Annotated in this window: 14 protein-coding genes and 1 pseudogene; 9 read left to right on the top strand and 6 right to left on the bottom strand. The window is 41.0% G+C overall.

All coding sequences use genetic code 11. The features are described from left to right. Positions 1–36: 36 nt before the first annotated feature. The 9 genes and pseudogenes from rsxA to gloA all read left to right on the top strand — a co-directional run bounded on the left by rsxA (position 37) and on the right by gloA (position 9001). Positions 37–615, top strand: coding sequence for an electron transport complex subunit RsxA (rsxA, locus tag BCU57_RS05750; RefSeq protein WP_076536414.1), 579 nt, complete (start codon positions 37–39; stop codon positions 613–615). Between the two features lie 2 nt (positions 616–617). After that, positions 618–1244 (top strand): electron transport complex subunit RsxB, encoded by a 627-nt coding sequence (gene rsxB, locus BCU57_RS05745; protein WP_102437234.1) that lies wholly within the window; start codon positions 618–620, stop codon positions 1242–1244. Continuing rightward, positions 1238–3847: an electron transport complex subunit RsxC gene (gene rsxC, locus BCU57_RS05740; protein ID WP_102437232.1), complete on the top strand. Its 2610-nt coding sequence runs from the start codon at positions 1238–1240 to the stop codon at positions 3845–3847. Before rsxB ends, rsxC begins: the two co-directional genes overlap by 7 nt. A gap of 2 nt (positions 3848–3849) precedes the next feature. Then, on the top strand, positions 3850–4899 hold the full coding sequence (gene rsxD, locus BCU57_RS05735; RefSeq protein ID WP_102437230.1) for an electron transport complex subunit RsxD: 1050 nt from the start codon (positions 3850–3852) through the stop codon (positions 4897–4899). A gap of 12 nt (positions 4900–4911) precedes the next feature. Continuing rightward, positions 4912–5547 (top strand): electron transport complex subunit RsxG, encoded by a 636-nt coding sequence (gene rsxG, locus BCU57_RS05730; RefSeq protein ID WP_102437228.1) that lies wholly within the window; start codon positions 4912–4914, stop codon positions 5545–5547. Continuing rightward, entirely contained in the window at positions 5540–6235 is a 696-nt protein-coding gene (locus BCU57_RS05725; RefSeq protein WP_102437226.1) for an electron transport complex subunit E, read from the top strand. Before rsxG ends, BCU57_RS05725 begins: the two co-directional genes overlap by 8 nt. A gap of 3 nt (positions 6236–6238) precedes the next feature. Continuing rightward, the gene (gene nth, locus BCU57_RS05720; RefSeq protein WP_102437224.1) at positions 6239–6907 is read left to right on the top strand and encodes an endonuclease III; all 669 of its coding nucleotides are present in this window, start codon (positions 6239–6241) and stop codon (positions 6905–6907) included. A 346-nt stretch (positions 6908–7253) separates the two neighbouring features. Beyond that, positions 7254–8257 (top strand): annotated as a pseudogene (locus BCU57_RS05715) (acyltransferase family protein). 333 nt (positions 8258–8590) lie between these two features. Further along, positions 8591–9001 carry a lactoylglutathione lyase gene (gloA, locus tag BCU57_RS05710; RefSeq protein WP_102437219.1) on the top strand — a complete coding sequence of 137 codons (411 nt, stop codon included), beginning with the start codon at positions 8591–8593 and terminating at the stop codon, positions 8999–9001. Between the two features lie 122 nt (positions 9002–9123). Here the strand turns inward: gloA and BCU57_RS05705 are convergent, their stop codons facing one another. The 6 genes from BCU57_RS05705 to aspS all read right to left on the bottom strand — a co-directional run bounded on the left by BCU57_RS05705 (position 9124) and on the right by aspS (position 17209). Then, positions 9124–11637, bottom strand: a complete 2514-nt coding sequence (locus BCU57_RS05705) for a TonB-dependent receptor plug domain-containing protein (RefSeq protein WP_102437217.1) — start codon at positions 11635–11637, stop codon at positions 9124–9126. A gap of 731 nt (positions 11638–12368) precedes the next feature. After that, positions 12369–13376 (bottom strand): Holliday junction branch migration DNA helicase RuvB, encoded by a 1008-nt coding sequence (ruvB, locus tag BCU57_RS05700; protein ID WP_076536398.1) that lies wholly within the window; start codon positions 13374–13376, stop codon positions 12369–12371. A 35-nt stretch (positions 13377–13411) separates the two neighbouring features. Then, positions 13412–14029 carry a Holliday junction branch migration protein RuvA gene (gene ruvA / locus BCU57_RS05695; protein ID WP_102437215.1) on the bottom strand — a complete coding sequence of 206 codons (618 nt, stop codon included), beginning with the start codon at positions 14027–14029 and terminating at the stop codon, positions 13412–13414. Further along, entirely contained in the window at positions 14026–14547 is a 522-nt protein-coding gene (gene ruvC / locus BCU57_RS05690) for a crossover junction endodeoxyribonuclease RuvC (RefSeq protein WP_102437213.1), read from the bottom strand. The genes ruvA and ruvC overlap by 4 nt, the downstream gene beginning before the upstream one ends. 15 nt (positions 14548–14562) lie before the next feature. After that, on the bottom strand, positions 14563–15309 hold the full coding sequence (locus tag BCU57_RS05685) for a YebC/PmpR family DNA-binding transcriptional regulator (protein ID WP_102437211.1): 747 nt from the start codon (positions 15307–15309) through the stop codon (positions 14563–14565). A 118-nt stretch (positions 15310–15427) separates the two neighbouring features. Continuing rightward, on the bottom strand, positions 15428–17209 hold the full coding sequence (aspS, locus tag BCU57_RS05680; RefSeq protein ID WP_102437209.1) for an aspartate--tRNA ligase: 1782 nt from the start codon (positions 17207–17209) through the stop codon (positions 15428–15430). Positions 17210–17359: the final 150 nt, after the last annotated feature.

Below are 17359 nucleotides of genomic sequence, written 5' to 3'. Positions count from 1 at the left end.
ATCTCTTAAAGAACTCTCATATAGAAAAGTGTAGTAATGACAGACTATCTCTTACTGTTAATTGGCACAGTGCTAGTTAATAATTTTGTATTAGTAAAATTCCTTGGACTATGCCCTTTTATGGGGGTATCTAGCAAGTTAGCTTCTGCCATCGGTATGTCCATGGCAACAACTTTTGTACTCACATTAGCATCTATACTTAGCTACTTAACCAACGAATTTTTACTTGAGCCTTTTGGTATCACCTATCTAAAAACCATGAGCTTTATTTTGGTCATTGCTGTTGTGGTGCAATTTACTGAAATGTTAGTACAAAAAACCAGTGCCTCTTTACATAGGGCATTAGGGATTTATCTCCCGCTCATCACTACCAACTGCGCAGTACTCGGTGTCGCCCTACTTAACGTCAATGAAGATCATAACTTTATTCAATCTGCAGTATATGGTTTTGGTGCAGCGGTTGGATTTTCTTTAGTACTAGTATTGTTTTCAGCCATGCGCGAACGCTTGGCGGCGGCTGACGTGCCTTTACCTTTTAAAGGTGGTGCTATTGCCATGATTACCGCAGGCATAATGTCGCTTGCCTTTATGGGATTTGCGGGGCTAGTTAAATAATCATGTCTAGTATTGCAATCGCTGTCATTGTGCTAACCATCTTAGCCTTAATATTTGGCTTAATTCTTGGTTACGCTTCAATTAAATTTAAAGTCGAAGGAAACCCTATTGTCGATCAAGTAGAAGCCCTGTTGCCGCAAACCCAATGCGGTCAATGTGGCTATCCAGGCTGCCGACCATATGCTGAAGCTATTGCCAATGGTGATAACATCAATAAGTGCCCGCCTGGTGGCACTGCGACTATGGAGAAACTTGCGTCATTAATGGGAGTTGATCCAGAGCCATTAAACGAAGTAGCTCAGGAAACGGTTAAAAAAGTCGCCTACATCAGAGAAGATGAATGTATTGGTTGTACTAAATGTATTCAAGCCTGCCCAGTAGATGCCATTTTAGGCGCGGGTAAACTGATGCACACGGTTATTACTAAAGATTGTACCGGCTGTGATTTGTGTGTAGAGCCTTGTCCAGTTGACTGTATTGATATGATCCCAGTTGAACAAAACCTAAAGAACTGGGATTGGAAATTATCTTCTATCCCAGTCACGCTTATTGATATTGATCATGTTAAAAGCTCAAAAGCAGCTAAAGTAAACGATGTAAACGATGTAAACGAGGTATCTCAGTGCTAACTTTATTAGAACAAATTGATAAAGGGACTTTATGGCATTATCCAGGTGGAATACACCCTCCACAACTTAAGACTCTGTCTAATACTCAAGCTGTACGCCAACTACCCTTAGCAGCTCAATATAGAGTACCGCTGCCTCAAGTCGGTGATTGCGCTCGTTTAACAGTAAAAGTCGGCGAGCAGGTACTCAAAGGGCAAATGCTCACTGATGGTGAAGGCTTTATGTACCTTCCTGTACATGCGCCTACATCTGGTCAAATTATCAGTATTGAACAGCATGCAAGTAATCATGCCTCTGGTTTACCTTGTTTAACTTGCACCATTGCCGCTGATGGTCAAGATACTGCTGCGGTATTTTTGCCTGCGACATTGACAGAACTTAGTAACCAACAAGTTATTGAGAAAATTAAGCAAGCTGGCATCGCGGGTATGGGCGGCGCAACGTTTCCAAGTCATATAAAACTTAATCCAGCCAGTGAAATTGATCTTGTGATCATTAACGGTGTTGAGTGTGAACCTTATATCACCTCTGATGATGTGTTAATGCGTGAATACGCAACTGACATCATCAAAGGCATCGAAGTCATCGATTATTTGTTGAAACCTCAACGGATAATTATCGCTATCGAAGATAACAAATCACAAGCTGCTGCAGCGATGAAGACGGCGTTAGCAGGCTTTGAATCCTTAGCAAAAATGACTCGTATCACCATCATTCCAACTAAGTACCCCTCCGGTGGCGAAAAGCAGTTGATTCAAATTGTGACCGGTAAAGAAATACACACAGGTAGCATTCCGGCCCAGCAAGGTATTGTGGTGCACAATGTCGGCACCGCCTTTGCGATTCAAGATGCTGTGTTAAATGGTAAACCTCTGATTGAGAGATTAGTGACCATCACGGGTAATCAAGTATCACAACCAGGCAACTATTGGTTACCTATCGGTACACCGATCACCCATGCACTCAAGCAAACACAAACGCCAGTCAAAGACACTAATAACATAAGTGCTAAAGTCATCATCGGTGGTCCTATGATGGGTTATGCACTGCCCAATACTGATGTTCCAGTATTAAAAGGAACAAACTGCATATTGGTACCAAGCAGTGATGAAATCGCCCCTGATGTCGATGAAAAAGCCTGTATCCGCTGCGGAGAATGTGCTGTTGTCTGCCCAGCTCTGTTGTTACCGCAACAATTATTCTGGCATGCAAAAGCCCAGGAGTACGATAAGGCCGCTAGCTTTAATTTAAAAGATTGCATTGAATGCGGCTGTTGCAGTTATGTTTGCCCCAGTGATATTCCACTTGTTGAGTATTATCGCATTGCCAAATCAGCGCTTAAAAATGAAGCGGAAGAAAAATTCCAAGCTGAACAGGCTAAAATACGTTTTGAAGCCCGCTTGCAACGCCTTGAAGATGAAAAGCGTGCCCGCGAAGAAAAATCAAGACTCGCAGCAGAAAAACGTAAAGCTGCTATGGATAGCAGTAAAAAAGATGCTGTTGCAGAAGCAATGGCGCGTATTGCAGCCAAAAAGCAAGCGACGGCAACACCCGCTGCAGAAACCAATAACAATAGTGCCACTACAGATAAAAGTGCAGCAGTTAAAGCCGCTATTGCCCGAGCAAAAGCCAAGAAACTCGCCAGTGCAGTTCCAGCTGATGCTAATGACACGCCTGTAACTACTAGCACTGTTACTACTAGCAGTGAACCTAGCAACACAGCTACAGACAAAAAATCACAAATCGCCGCAGCAGTTGCACGTGCAAAAGCCAAAAAGCTCGCTGCAACAAGTGCAACTGATGATGTCTCAGCCTCTGTTCAAGCCGCTAACGAGCAAGTTGTTAGCGAAGTAACAGAAGTAACGTCAGAAGCAGTTGACGACAGAAAAGCGAAAATTGCGGCTGCCGTTGCACGAGCTAAAGCCAAAAAGCTCGCAGCAACAGCTGCAACAAGTGCAACTGATGATATCTCTGCCTCTGTTCAAGTAGCTAACGAGCAAGTTGTTAGCGAGCAAGTTGTTAGCGAAGTAACAGAAGTAACCTCAGAACCAATTGACGACAGAAAAGCGAAAATTGCGGCTGCCGTTGCACGAGCTAAAGCCAAAAAGCTCGCTGCAACAAGTGCAACTGATGATATCTCTGCCTCTGTTCAAGTAGCTAACGAGCAAGTTGTTAGCGAAGTAACAGAAGTAACGTCAAAACCAATTGACGACAAAAAAGCGAAAATTGCGGCTGCCGTTGCACGAGCTAAAGCGAAAAAGCTCGCTGCAACAAATGCAACTGATGATGTCTCTGCCTCTGTTCAAGCTACTAACGAACAAGCTGCTAACGAGCAAGTTGTTAGCGAAGTGACAAAAGTACAGTCAGAACCCGTTGACGACAAAAAAGCGAAAATTGCAGCCGCTGTTGCTAAGGCCAAAGCGAAAAAACTTGCGCCTAAACATGACGCTGAAAATGAAACTGTATCAGCGCCAGCAAAGCTTAAAGAAGAGCCTGCTCCAACAGAAGCTACTGACGACAAAAAAGCACGAATTGCAGCTGCAGTTGCTAAAGCAAAAGCGAAGAAGCTTGAAAATCAGCGTAAGCTGAGTGAAAAGGAATAAACATGGCATTTAAAATAGCTTCATCTCCACATGTCAGTACCACACTGCAGACCAATAAAGTCATGCTGCGTGTTGCCTACTGTTTAATTCCGGGTATTTTAGCCCAAACCTACTTCTTTGGTATGGGGACTTTGGTACAAATCATTATTGCCGTAGTAACAGCCTTAAGCGCTGAAGCTTGCATAATGAAGTTACGTAATAAATCAATTAAAACAGCCTTAGCAGATAATAGTGCCTTAGTTACAGCTTTATTGATTGCCGTTGCCATACCGCCCTTAACACCTTGGTGGATGACGGTTATAGGCTGTCTTTTTGCTATCGTGATCGTAAAGCATTTATATGGCGGGCTAGGTAATAATATCTTTAATCCTGCCATGGCTGCATATGTTCTGTTACTGGTTTCGTTTCCAGTGCAAATGACCTCATGGGTTGCACCTGCAGAACTTGCTAGCAATCATGTGGGCATTATTGCAGCATTAAATTCAATATTTGAATTATCCAATGTGGATATTCATTTATATCGCCTTGGCATCGACGGTCATACTATGGCGACACCGTTAGACACATTCAAAACTGATTTATCTATGGGGTTAACTAGCGCCGAAAGTTTACAGAAGAATGTTTTTGACGGCATAGCAGGTGTTGGCTGGCTTTGGGTCAATATTGCGTATTTACTTGGTGGCCTTGTGATGTTAAAGCTCAAGGTGATCCGCTGGCAGATCAGTACTGGCATATTATTAGCGATATTTATCTGTGCAGGTGTGGGATTTTTATTAAATCCAAGTACTCATGCTAGCCCATTACTGCATCTGTTTTCTGGTGGCACCATGTTATGTGCTTTCTTTATTGCGACCGATCCTGTTACCGCTGCAACCAGTCCCCGGGGCAGATTGTTATTTGGCGCTATCATAGGCGTGCTTATTTTTGTGATTAGAACCTATGGTGGTTACCCTGATGCGGTCGCCTTTGCAGTTTTACTTGCCAATATGTGTGCCCCATTTATTGATTACTACATTCGTCCGCGCTCATACGGCCATAGAGCAGGAAATTAAACAGGATTTATTATGTCTAATATTATTACACGAAATGGCCTGATACTTGCGATATTTGCTTTGTGTTGCACTGGTTTAGTAGCAAGCGTGAACTATTTAACTGCAGACAGGATTATTGACCAGCAACGCAAGCAACTTACACGCGTGCTGCAACAAATCATACCTCAAGCAATGCATGACAATGCATTAACTGACGATTGTATTGCCGTGATTGATGAAGCATATTTGGGCAGCGATCAATCGTTATCAGCCTATATTGCTAAACAGGGCGATTTACCTGTTGCAATGGCCATTGAAGCCATTGCCCCTGACGGTTATAACGGTGATATCAAGCTTATTATCGGTGTCGATAACGACAACACCCTACTAGGCGTAAGAACCTTAGCACATCAGGAAACACCTGGCTTAGGTGACAAAATTGATTTAAGAAAATCTGACTGGGTTTTAGCCTTTGCTGGGTTAGTTTTTAATTCAAACGATAAACCATTAGGCGTTAAAAAAGATGGTGGTAACATCGACCAATTTACAGGGGCTACCATTACCCCAAGAGCTTATGTCAAAGCGATTAATAATGCCCTAACCTATGTTAAAAACAACAGGCAAATGCTTTATAGCACCGTAAACCAATGTGGACGAGATCATGACTAATTACCGCGAAATAGCTTGGCAAGGATTATGGAAAAACAATCCCGGATTGGTTCAGTTATTAGGCTTATGTCCGTTATTAGCTGTAACAGCTACGGTAACTAATGCTTTAGGCTTAGGTGTTGCCACACTGCTAGTGCTGGTTGGTTCTAATGTACTGGTATCATTGGTGCGCAACTTTGTTCCAAAAGAAATCCGTATTCCAGTGTTTGTGATGATCATTGCCGCACTAGTAACCTGTGTTCAGCTGTTAATAAATGCTTATGCCTATGGCTTATATCTTTCTTTAGGCATTTTCTTGCCCTTGATTGTCACCAACTGTGTGATCATTGGCCGAGCAGAAGCCTTTGCATCACGCAACAATGTTAGCAGCGCTGCTTTTGATGGGCTCATGATGGGACTTGGGTTTACCGCCATTTTAGTGGTGCTTGGCGCAGTACGTGAAGTTCTTGGTCAAGGCACTTTATTTGATGGTGCTGAGCTGCTGTTAGGTGACTGGGCAAGCGCACTGACGATTCAAGTATTTCAACTCGATAGCCATTTTTTAATTGCAATGTTACCGCCGGGGGCGTTTATCGCCATGGGACTGTTAATTGCCCTTAAAAATGTTATTGATGCAAAACTCGAAAGCCGACAACCAAAACAACAAAGCGAAGCCATAGCGCGCGCCAGAATTACCAAGGTTAGCTAATAGATGAACAAACAAAAACGTTATGAAATGTTAACCCGTCTTCGGGACAATAACCCTAAACCTGAAACTGAATTAAACTTTTCATCGCCGTTTGAACTGCTGGTTGCCGTCACCCTGTCGGCGCAAGCAACCGATGTCAGCGTCAATAAAGCCACTGACAAATTATTCCCTGTCGCCAACACAGCTCAAGGAATTTACGATCTTGGCGTTGATGGCTTAAAAACTTACATTAAAACCATTGGGCTTTATAACAACAAAGCGATAAATGTTATTAAAGCCTGTAAAATGCTAATTGATCAACATGGCGGCGAAGTACCTGAAAATCGAGAGGCATTAGAAGCACTCCCTGGCGTTGGCCGTAAAACTGCCAACGTGGTACTCAACACTGCATTTGGCTGGCTAAAAGATAATGAAGGTAGATATTTTTTAGCTGTTGATACTCACATTCAACGCCTAGCTAATCGCACTGGTTACGCTAAAGGTAAAACGGTTGAGCAAACAGAGCAAGCCATTATAAAGAACACTCCACGAAAGACAGAGTTCATGTTCGATTTACATCATTGGTTCATTCTACATGGCCGTTACACCTGTATAGCCCGTAAACCCAGATGTGGTTCATGCATTATTGAAGATTTATGCGAATACAAAGATAAGGTTTACCCAGAAGATTAATCATTTAATGTTATCTTTTTAGTACTTTTTATTAGAGCATCTCTACGAACCATTGCCTTCCAATTGGCAATGGTTAAACTGTTAAATACCATCCTGTAAATACAATCCCGCGCCCAAATCAGTTAATACTTTTGTATTAATAAAATGTTAATACTGTGATCTATTTTGCTATCATTATAAGCTAATGATACTTGCAGCTATCCGTCATAACCTTTACAGCTAATTCATCTAAATACTCAATGCGTAGCAAGAATTATTTGTGGTTTAAAGCACAACATTTAGAAAAGGACATTTCGTGACACAGAAAGACACAGCTTGGGTTGAATACGCTAAAGCAATAGGCATTATGTTAGTGGTGTATGGACATGTAGCCCGTGGCATTTATCATTCGGGCATAGACTTACCCGTTCCTTTTTACAAAATTGCTGATAGCCTAGTTTATAGTTTTCACATGCCGCTTTTTTCTTTTTATCAGGGTTATTCTTTGTTACATCATTACAAAAAAGAGGACCGAAAAAATTAGTTTTCAGTAAAATTGATACTATCTTTTACCCCTACTTATTGTGGTCAATGTTACAAGGTTCATTAGAATTACTTTTACCTAGCTACACCAATGGAAGTCCCTCTTTTACTGACGTCCTTTCACTGTTGTGGGCCCCTAGAGCACATTTTTGGTTCTTATATGCTTTATTGTTAATCTTTGCATTATCGACGCTAGCATATCGTTTATTACCACAACGCTTCAGCGCTGTATTTGGCATTTTCAGCATTATAATGTACTTAACTAGCTCGATGATTTCAGATGATAAAATAACCAATTATATTACTGAAAACACAGCTTTTTTCGCTCTAGGAATTATTTTTTCACTGCATATAAAAACGCAGTGGCTTGATAGCAAATTAGCCCTTGTCGGATTATTTTTGGCTTTCATATTAGGGCAATGGATATTTCACGGTTATCTGTCATTAGAATATCGTGATAGAGGTATACAGTCTTTGTTACTGGCTATAATTTCAATTGGTTTTATCGTTTCTTTATCTATTCATCTGGCAAAATTTAACCTAAGTTTTTTTGCTTATTTAGGTCGCTGTTCAATGGCAATATATCTGATGCATGTTGTTGCGGGCGGAGCCGCTAGAGCACTACTAAGTCAACTAGGCATACACTCTTTTATCGAACAGCTTGTTATCGGTTTTATCTTTGCCCTGTTAGCACCGCTGGCTGTTTTAGTGCTGATTAATAAACTAAAAATACCTTATATGTTTTCAGCACCATTGTGTTCTTGCTTTGCTAACATATTTGCTAAAGCTGCAAAACTTACCCATAAAAAGAAGCAAACAGGTACTTAGTTTGACCAAGTCAAATTTAAGGCACAAAAAAACCGCTATAAGCGGTTTTTTGTGAATATTTTCAGCAAGTTTTAAAACATTGATACAAAAAATGCGCTGAAACATACTGCGATTACTACTGAGGTACCAAGAGCCATTTTTAGTTCTGTTGTCATTATCTTGTCTCCAAATGAATATAAGTTAATTTTAGCTTTTAATAATTATTTTCCTATTGTTTAACAACAAAACTGTGAACTAAAACGTAAATTTTAACCTGAAATCAATTTTATATCTCAGATGAAAATTTGTTATGCTTGAACAGTTACTTACATACATTCAATTATAGAGAATATTATGTCACAACTTCTTCATACCATGATCCGTGTCGGCAACCTTGACCGTAGCATTGAGTTTTATACCCAAGTTATGGGGATGAAATTATTACGAAAATCAGAAAACAAGCAATATCAATATACCCTCGCCTTTGTCGGTTATGGGGATGAGTCAACTGGACAAGCTGTAGTTGAATTAACTTATAACTGGGGTACTGAGAGCTACGATTTGGGTACAGGTTTTGGGCATTTAGCTATTGGCGAAGAAGACATATACGCCCGCTGTGAAGCCATTGCAGCTGCTGGCGCCAATATCACTCGCGCACCAGGCCCTGTTGCAGGTGGAAGCACCGAAATTGCCTTTGTAGAAGACCCAGATGGTTACAAAATAGAACTCATCCAAATGAAGTCAGCGACTCAGGGCTTAGGTTAAAAATCAGCAAAAAATTAGCTTAATGGTTAGAATAACTATCTAACTAAGATTGTCAGTTGGTGACAATACAAAAAAGCCAGCGTTAGCTGGCTTTTTATTGGATTCATATAAGTTTTAATTGCTTAGAACTTAAATGATACACCTGCGTAGATTTGACGACCAATGGTGTCATACACTTCAGGAACTGTACCTGCATCGTTTTCACTTGGGATCATCAGTGGCTCTTCATCGGTTAAGTTTTTCACACCAATGTTAGCTGACACTGCGTCGCTGAAGAAATACGTTGCGGAAACATTGTGATAAAGAATTGAATCAATCGGAGCATCCGTGTTGATGTCATTCATTTCGCCAATATAACGGTTCGAATACATTACACTCCAATCACCTTGTCTTGCACTTATGTTGAAGTTGTTTTTGTATTCAGCGTAACCACCGAACATACCACCAATTGTACCAGTGTAATTTTGGCCATCTTGCTCAAACTTAATCAAGTGAGTCAGATCGTTATTGATTTTCCAATCCAAACCAAATGCTTCAAAGCTGTATGCTAAGTTAAAATCAATACCTGATGTATCTTGATAACCAACGTTCGTTAGTGGGTTACTTAGGTCAGATAAATCACCATTAGCGCCAATATTAAAAGTTTCACAAGCACTTACATCACCAGCAAAACAGTTATTTAGACCTGCTTGAACGTCTAAACGAGAAATCGCGTTATCAATCTTAAATCTCCACCAGTCAAGTGTGATAGATAGACCATCAACATAGCTTGGTGAGTAAACTAAACCAGCAGTATAGGATTCTGACGACTCAGCATCTAAGTTTTCATCTGAGGTGTAGTTAACTAAAATTTGGTCATCTAACTCATTACCCCAAGGATCATCTAGGTAGTCGAATGAACCTGAGTTACCACCAAATAATTCGCTGACACTTGGCGCACGGAAACCAGTAGCAGCTACTGTACGAAGCATTAAATCATCGGTCGCCTCATAAGTTAAGCCCACTTTCCAAGTTGCAGCACTACCAAAGGTCGAGTAATCATCATAACGAAGTGCAAACTCACCAGTTAATTTTTCAGTGAAAGGAACACTGACTTCTTGGTAAACAGAGAATACATCAAAGCTGCCATCAGTTGGATCTTGCTGCGCTGCAGTACCTTCACCAGCAATAATTACTGGATCTGGATTGTAATAACCACTTTCATGACGGTACTCTACACCGATTGCGAAAGCCACTGCACCAGCATCTAAATCAAATGCTTCACCGCTGATCACACCAGCAATAACATGTTGATCGTTACCGCCATCAGTTTGCTCTGTGTAGCTAACGGCATCAATCATCTCTTGGCTCATAGGATCGCCACCAAACCATGCATCTTGATTCGCATTGATTGATTTTATCATGTTGCCTTGGTGAATTGAATTATGTACCCAAGTATCAGCTTTGTTACTGCCGTAGGTATAAGACACATCCCAGTCCATACCGGTATTAATATCTAAATAACCGGCTAGACCAGCAGATACACGTAGGGTATCTGTTTCTTGTTCATAAACACGATTACCAACATCATTCATACGTTTACGGTAGTTGATCATGCCGTCTTCATCAGCAGCAACGCCACCAGCAATCATTGCATCGTCTAATGTAATACAGTCATCTTGCTTAATATTGCCTTCACAAACTTTTAAATCTAAGTTAGCTGGTTGAGCTGCCATCATTTGATTAGATTTACGTTTAGTGTAGAGGATATCACCGCTTAAAATCATGTCATTTGAGAATTCGTGATTACCATTAGCAAAAAAACTGTAACGTTTATTTGGCGTTTGTAACCAGCTATCTTGGGTGAAATCGTATCCGTATTCACGATCGCCCCATTCGCCAGTCTCAGGGTTAATTTGTTTGCCACCTAAAGTGCCTTCAGGAATAAAAGAGCTATCACCCTTAGCAACCCAATCACGATCGCCCTGCATTACACCTTTACGCTCTGAGTAAGCTAAACCAAAAGTCACGTTACCTTTGCCGGTATCAAAACCATATAATGCACTTAGCTCTAGGTTCTCGCCATCACCTTTGTCAGTTGCACCGCCATTGATATCAAACTGGAAACCTTCAAAGTCTTTTTTAGTAATGATGTTAACAACACCAGCAATAGCATCTGAACCATATACTGCTGATGCGCCATCTTTTAAGATTTCAACACGAGCAATCATTGCAACTGGAATAGTGTTCAAATCGACTGCACTGTCTGCGCCAGATCCTGAGTTCACCATACGACGACCATTTAACAGTACTAATGTTCTGTTTGAACCCATACCACGTAAATCAACTTGCGCTACACCATCAGATCCGTTGTTGGTGGTCGCACCTGCAGCCATACCGGCCATAGCAGGTTGAGATTGTAGAATTTCATCTACAGAGTTATAACCTTCCGCTTTGATAGCACTGGCGTCAATCGTGGTGACAGGCGATGCTGTTTCCATATCTTGACGTTGAATACGGGAGCCCGTTACTGCAATTCTTTCTACGTTAGCAGATTCTTCTGCTGCGTAAGCACTTACCGAAACGGCTGAAGCAGCTGAAACTGACGCTAATAACGCGACGTTTACGCTGTTTGATAATTTAGATCTTTTAAGCATTTGTAGCTCCCTGGTGATATCTTTTCTTATTCTATGTACGCAATTAAATAAGTATTTAAATTTGCGTTGAACTAGATACTGTATAACCAGAGATATTTCGTCAAACCACTAACCTTTAACTTTTGACCGTTATCTTGTTAATAACTTACAAGTGCAAGTGTTAACACTAATAAGTAGCTATCGCGCTAAAATAGAATTTATTTTACTTAGCAGTGAATAACACTGCCAATAACCATCAAATAAAGTGTTATCATCTAGTGCAAAAATAACATTTTTAATACTTATCAAAACGAATATATGTGACAATGATCACACAATATTATTGAAGCTTGCGCCATATAAAATTTATTTAGTCAGTTTTTATTCAGTTTAAGATCTGTTTAGGATCTAAAACACTGTAACCCGCACCAGTACTGGGTCTTTATAGAATTATTAACTGTGGTTATTATTTAAACAAGTATATTTATAACAATGAAAGGTAATTTTATCTGTAGGATTGTTTGTATGGCTCAATTAAATAGCATTAGGTTTTAACAAGTACAACACAAGCAGGTGTTAGGTTATTACAATTTAACAATTGAGTATTATGCCATCCGGTATGTTTTATTTTTAATCATTTATAAATGTTACAATTCGTCGATAAGTTAATAATGAATATTTATTCAATAATGCACCATTATTTATAAGTAAAAAAAGGAAAGCCTTAGCTTTCCATTTTTTATTACAACAAATTAAACTGCTGGTTTTATGATATCAAAGTGCAGATATGCTCTATCTGTTGCAATTCGGCCACGTGGTGTTCTTTGTATAAAGCCTTGTTGGATTAAAAATGGCTCTAATACATCCTCAATGGTTTCTCTGTCCTCACCAATAGCTGCGGCAAGGTTATCTAAACCCACTGGCCCGCCCATGAACTTATCAATGATGGCTAATAATAATTTTCTGTCTAGATAATCAAAGCCTTCTAAATCAACATCAAGTAAATCCAGCGCTTTTTGTGCGACCTCTGCAGTTACAAAGCCATCATGCTTTACTTCAGCGTAATCGCGAACACGTCTTAACAAACGATTAGCGATACGAGGTGTTCCCCTTGAGCGTTTTGCAATTTCAAAGGCGCCCTGCTCATCGATGGGTAATTCCATGACTTTGGCTGAGCGAGTCACAATGGTACAAAGATCTTTTACGTTATAAAACTCAAGACGCAGTGGAATACCAAAACGGGCGCGCAAAGGCGACGTTAACGCCCCTGCTCGGGTGGTGGCGCCAATTAGAGTAAAGGGTGGTAAATCCAGTTTAATGGAACGTGCTGCAGGTCCTTCACCAATCATAATATCTAATTGATAATCTTCCATTGCAGGATAGAGAATTTCTTCCACTACTGGGCTTAAGCGGTGTATTTCATCGATAAATAGCACATCACCATGTTCAAGGTTTGTCAGTAGTGCAGCGAGATCGCCCGCTTTTTCAAGTACAGGTCCTGAAGTAGACTTAATATTTACACCCATTTCATTGGCAACAATCATCGCCAGCGTAGTTTTACCTAAACCTGGAGGGCCAAAAATCAACATATGATCTAAGGCCTCTTCACGTTTAAGCGCTGCCTCTATAAACACTTTAAGCTGGGCGCGAGTATCATCTTGACCTGTATAGTCTTCAAGCATTTTAGGGCGCATCGCCCTATCAATATGTACTTCTTGCTCAAATTCTTGTGGTTGTATTAAGCGATCTGCTTCTATCATTTATATCTCTTTAATTAAGCAATTAAATACCGGAGTTAAAGCATCGATTTTAGCGCGGCTTTAATTAATACTTCGCTGGTCATGCCGTCTGAATAAGCTGTTATAACCGCTTTACTCGCTTGCGCGGGTTTGTAGCCTAATGATACTAGTGCGGCAATAGCATCTTCTTCGGCATTGTTTTCAACCACTGCAGGTTGATAGTTAGTTTGCAATGCAAACTCACGCTCGGAGCCAACGGAAGCTTCGAGTAAACTTTTCAGTTTATCGCGCATTTCAATAACTAAGCGTTCTGCAGTTTTTTTACCGACACCGGGAAGTTTTACTAAGGTCACGATATCATCACGCTCAACACAATTAACAAACTCGCCAGCGGTCATACCTGACAAAATGGTAAGCGCCAGTTTAGGGCCGACACCATTGGTTTTTATTAATAAGCGAAATAACGCCCGCTCTTGCTTAGTAATAAAACCATAAAGTAATTGCGCATCCTCACGTACCACAAAGTGGGTGTATAGCATTGCGGTATGGTTTAATTCCGGTAACTCGTAAAAACTGGTCATTGGTACCTGTAACTCGTAACCAACGCCATTAACATCAAGTACAATTTCTGGGGCCTGTTTCTCAACCACCAATCCGCATAATCTTCCAATCATTTGTATCTTCCATATGTGCGGCTTTGAGCTTTTCCACCCAGCGCAATTAAACTTTGATAAGTGTGGTAGTGACAAATAGCAACGCCAAGTGCATCAGCAGCATCAGCTTGAGGCGCAGCAGGCAATTTAAAAATTTGCTGGATCATATGCTGAACTTGCGCTTTTTGCGCGCGCCCCGTCCCCACAACAGCACTTTTAATTTGGGTTGCACTGTATTCAGCAACCGGCAAATTAGCATTCATGGCCGCCACAATGGCGACGCCGCGTGCTTGCCCAAGCTTTAGAGCCGAATCGGCATTTTTTGCCATAAAAACCCGTTCAATGGCAAATTGATCCGGCTGGTATTGCTTGATGATTTCTGTAATGCCATCAAAAACTTGTTTTAATCGAGTCGGCAAATCATCTGCTGAGGTTCGAATACAGCCACTGCCTAAATACAGTTGTTGTCTGCCTTGGCACTTGATGACGCCGTATCCGGTAATTCGTGAACCAGGATCAATGCCTAATATTGTTGTCACGGTTTTAAGGTTTCCTTAACCTAGACTTTCCATTACTTCGTCTGATATTTCAGCGTTATGATAAACCTCTTGAACATCATCATGATCTTCTAAATTATCGATCAAGCGCATAAATTTAGCTGCGGTATCAGCATCTAAATCGGCTTTAGTACCGGCAATCATGGTGACTTCGGCATTTACTGCTTCAAAACCAGCAGCATCTAGGGCATCTTTAACACTGCCAAATGCATCAGGCGTGGTGAGTACATCAAATGCACCATTATCATGGGAAACCACATCATCTGCACCCGCTTCTAAGGCAGCGTCCATCAGTAGATCTTCATCGACAGTATTTGGATATGAAATGACCCCAGATTTTGTAAACATATAAGCGACAGAACCATCGGTGCCTAGGTTACCACCTGACTTACTGAATGCATTGCGTACGCCAGAGACAGTTCGGTTTTTGTTGTCGGTCATGGTTTCAACCATCACTGCGGTGCCACCTGGGCCGTACCCTTCATAAATAATGGTATCAAGCTGCTGACCATCAAGCTCGCCGGCACCACGTTTTACTGCGCGCTCTACCGTGTCTCGGGTCATATTATTTGATAAAGCTTTGTCTATTGCGGCGCGTAGACGCGGGTTAGCATCTGGATCTGATCCGCCTTCTCGTGCTGAAACGGTTAACTCACGAATAAATTTACTGAATAATTTGCCACGCTTGGCATCTTGGGCCGCTTTACGATGCTTAATATTGTCCCATTTACTGTGTCCAGCCATGGTAAGTCCTTTAAATTTCCGGTCTCAATACCTGTTAGATTACACACTTAGGTATTATAAAAACAGACCGAGGCATATGCCTCGGTTTGTTATTTTATCAATGTAGCCAAACTTTAGATTACTCTTCAGTAGCGGGCTTCTCTTGCGGAATAACATTGATACCTAATTCAACTAACTGCTGCGGGTTAGCAAAACCTGGGGCATTAGTTAACGGACATGCCGCAGTGGTTGTTTTAGGGAATGCCATTACATCACGTATTGAGCTTGCACCTGTCATTAACATGATAATGCGATCTAAACCAAAGGCTAAACCTGCATGAGGTGGTGTACCATAACGTAATGCTTCAAGTAAGAAGCCAAACTTCTCGTTGGCTTCTTCATCTGAAATACCTAAGATACGGAATACCGCGCTTTGCATCTCTGCATTATGAATACGCACTGAACCGCCGCCTAATTCACAGCCATTTAATACCATATCGTATGCATCTGAAATCGCAGCGGCTGGATCCGCTTCTAATTGCTCCGGGGTAACATCACATGCTGCGGTAAACGGATGGTGAACAGCGTGGAAACCACCATTAATTTTCTCAAACATTGGGAAGTCAACAACCCACAATGGACGCCATTCACCTTCAAGTAGGTCAAAATCTTCACCGGCTTTAAGACGTAGTGCTCCCATTGCTTCAGCAACAACATTGGCTTTATCAGCGCCAAATAACACGATGTCACCAGTTTGCGCACCTGTGCGACTGATAATTTCGTTAACGATTTCTTCGTTTAAGAATTTAAGTACTGGTGATTGAATACCTTCAATGCCAGCAGATAAGTCGTTAATCTTCATCCACGCTAGGCCTTTAGCACCATAGATGCCAGCGTACTTAGTGTAGTTGTCAATTTGTTTGCGAGACAAAGATGCGCCTGCTGGAATGCGTAATGCCGCAACACGACCTTCGACATCGTTAGCTGGACCACTGAATACTGCAAATTCTACGTCTTTAACCAAATCAGCGATGTCCACTAACTCTAGTGGGTTACGTAAATCAGGCTTGTCTGAACCAAAACGTGCCATGGCTTCTGCATATGGCATACGTGGAAATTCACCTAAATCGACATTTAATAAGTCGTTAAATAAACCACGAACCATTTCTTCAGTTTTCGCCATCACTTGATCTGACGACATGAAAGAAGTTTCGATATCTATTTGAGTAAATTCTGGTTGGCGATCTGCACGTAAATCTTCATCACGGAAACACTTTACGATCTGGTAATAACGGTCAAAACCAGACATCATTAACAATTGCTTAAACAACTGTGGTGACTGAGGTAAGGCAAAGAATTGACCTTTATAGGTCCGGCTTGGAACTAGATAATCACGAGCGCCTTCTGGTGTAGCTTTGGTTAAGATTGGCGTTTCAATATCTAAAAAACCGCTGTCATCAAGGAAACAACGCACAGCACTAGTCACTTTAGAGCGAAATACGATTCTGTCAGCCATTTCTGGGCGACGTAAATCTAAGTAGCGGTATTTTAAACGCTGCTCTTCACTATTGTTTTGGTAGTTATCCATGCTTAGTGGTAACGGCGCAGAAGCATTGATAATAACTAAGTCTTTACCTAATACTTCAATTTCACCGGTTTTCATTTGTGCATTAATTTGGCTTTCTGGTCTTGCACGCACCACGCCTTTTACTTGTACACAAAATTCACCACGTAAACTACTGGCAACCTTGAAAACATCTTCTAAATCCGGATCATAAACAACTTGTACAATCCCTTCTCTGTCACGAAGATCTAAAAAAATCACGCCACCTAAATCACGGCTACGGTTTACCCAACCTACTAAGGTGACTTCTTGACCAAGATGAGACTTATTGACGTCTCCACAATATTGACTGCGCATTTAACTCTACCCTTAATTCGGTAATAGGTTCTAAAAAATAATTCTGTTAAACATTAGATAAATAATGCTAGCAACTATAGTACTTAAACAACGTCAATGACGTGATAAATAAATCCGAACATTATTTTACTACAAGCTTTGAAATAGTTT

Source organism: Shewanella sp. 10N.286.48.B5 (assembly GCF_002874355.2).
In the GTDB taxonomy this organism is placed as follows: domain Bacteria; phylum Pseudomonadota; class Gammaproteobacteria; order Enterobacterales; family Shewanellaceae; genus Shewanella.
This window is presented reverse-complemented; position numbering and strand designations above follow the sequence as displayed.

Coding starts and splice junctions, on each gene's coding strand:
- rsxA (WP_076536414.1), top strand. CDS start 37: ATGACAGACTATCTCTTACTGTTAATTGGCACAGTGCTAGTTAATAAT.
- rsxB (WP_102437234.1), top strand. CDS start 618: ATGTCTAGTATTGCAATCGCTGTCATTGTGCTAACCATCTTAGCCTTA.
- rsxD (WP_102437230.1), top strand. CDS start 3,850: ATGGCATTTAAAATAGCTTCATCTCCACATGTCAGTACCACACTGCAG.
- rsxG (WP_102437228.1), top strand. CDS start 4,912: ATGTCTAATATTATTACACGAAATGGCCTGATACTTGCGATATTTGCT.
- BCU57_RS05725 (WP_102437226.1), top strand. CDS start 5,540: ATGACTAATTACCGCGAAATAGCTTGGCAAGGATTATGGAAAAACAAT.
- nth (WP_102437224.1), top strand. CDS start 6,239: ATGAACAAACAAAAACGTTATGAAATGTTAACCCGTCTTCGGGACAAT.
- gloA (WP_102437219.1), top strand. CDS start 8,591: ATGTCACAACTTCTTCATACCATGATCCGTGTCGGCAACCTTGACCGT.
- BCU57_RS05705 (WP_102437217.1), bottom strand. CDS start 11,637: ATGCTTAAAAGATCTAAATTATCAAACAGCGTAAACGTCGCGTTATTA.
- ruvB (WP_076536398.1), bottom strand. CDS start 13,376: ATGATAGAAGCAGATCGCTTAATACAACCACAAGAATTTGAGCAAGAA.
- ruvA (WP_102437215.1), bottom strand. CDS start 14,029: ATGATTGGAAGATTATGCGGATTGGTGGTTGAGAAACAGGCCCCAGAA.
- BCU57_RS05685 (WP_102437211.1), bottom strand. CDS start 15,309: ATGGCTGGACACAGTAAATGGGACAATATTAAGCATCGTAAAGCGGCC.
- aspS (WP_102437209.1), bottom strand. CDS start 17,209: ATGCGCAGTCAATATTGTGGAGACGTCAATAAGTCTCATCTTGGTCAA.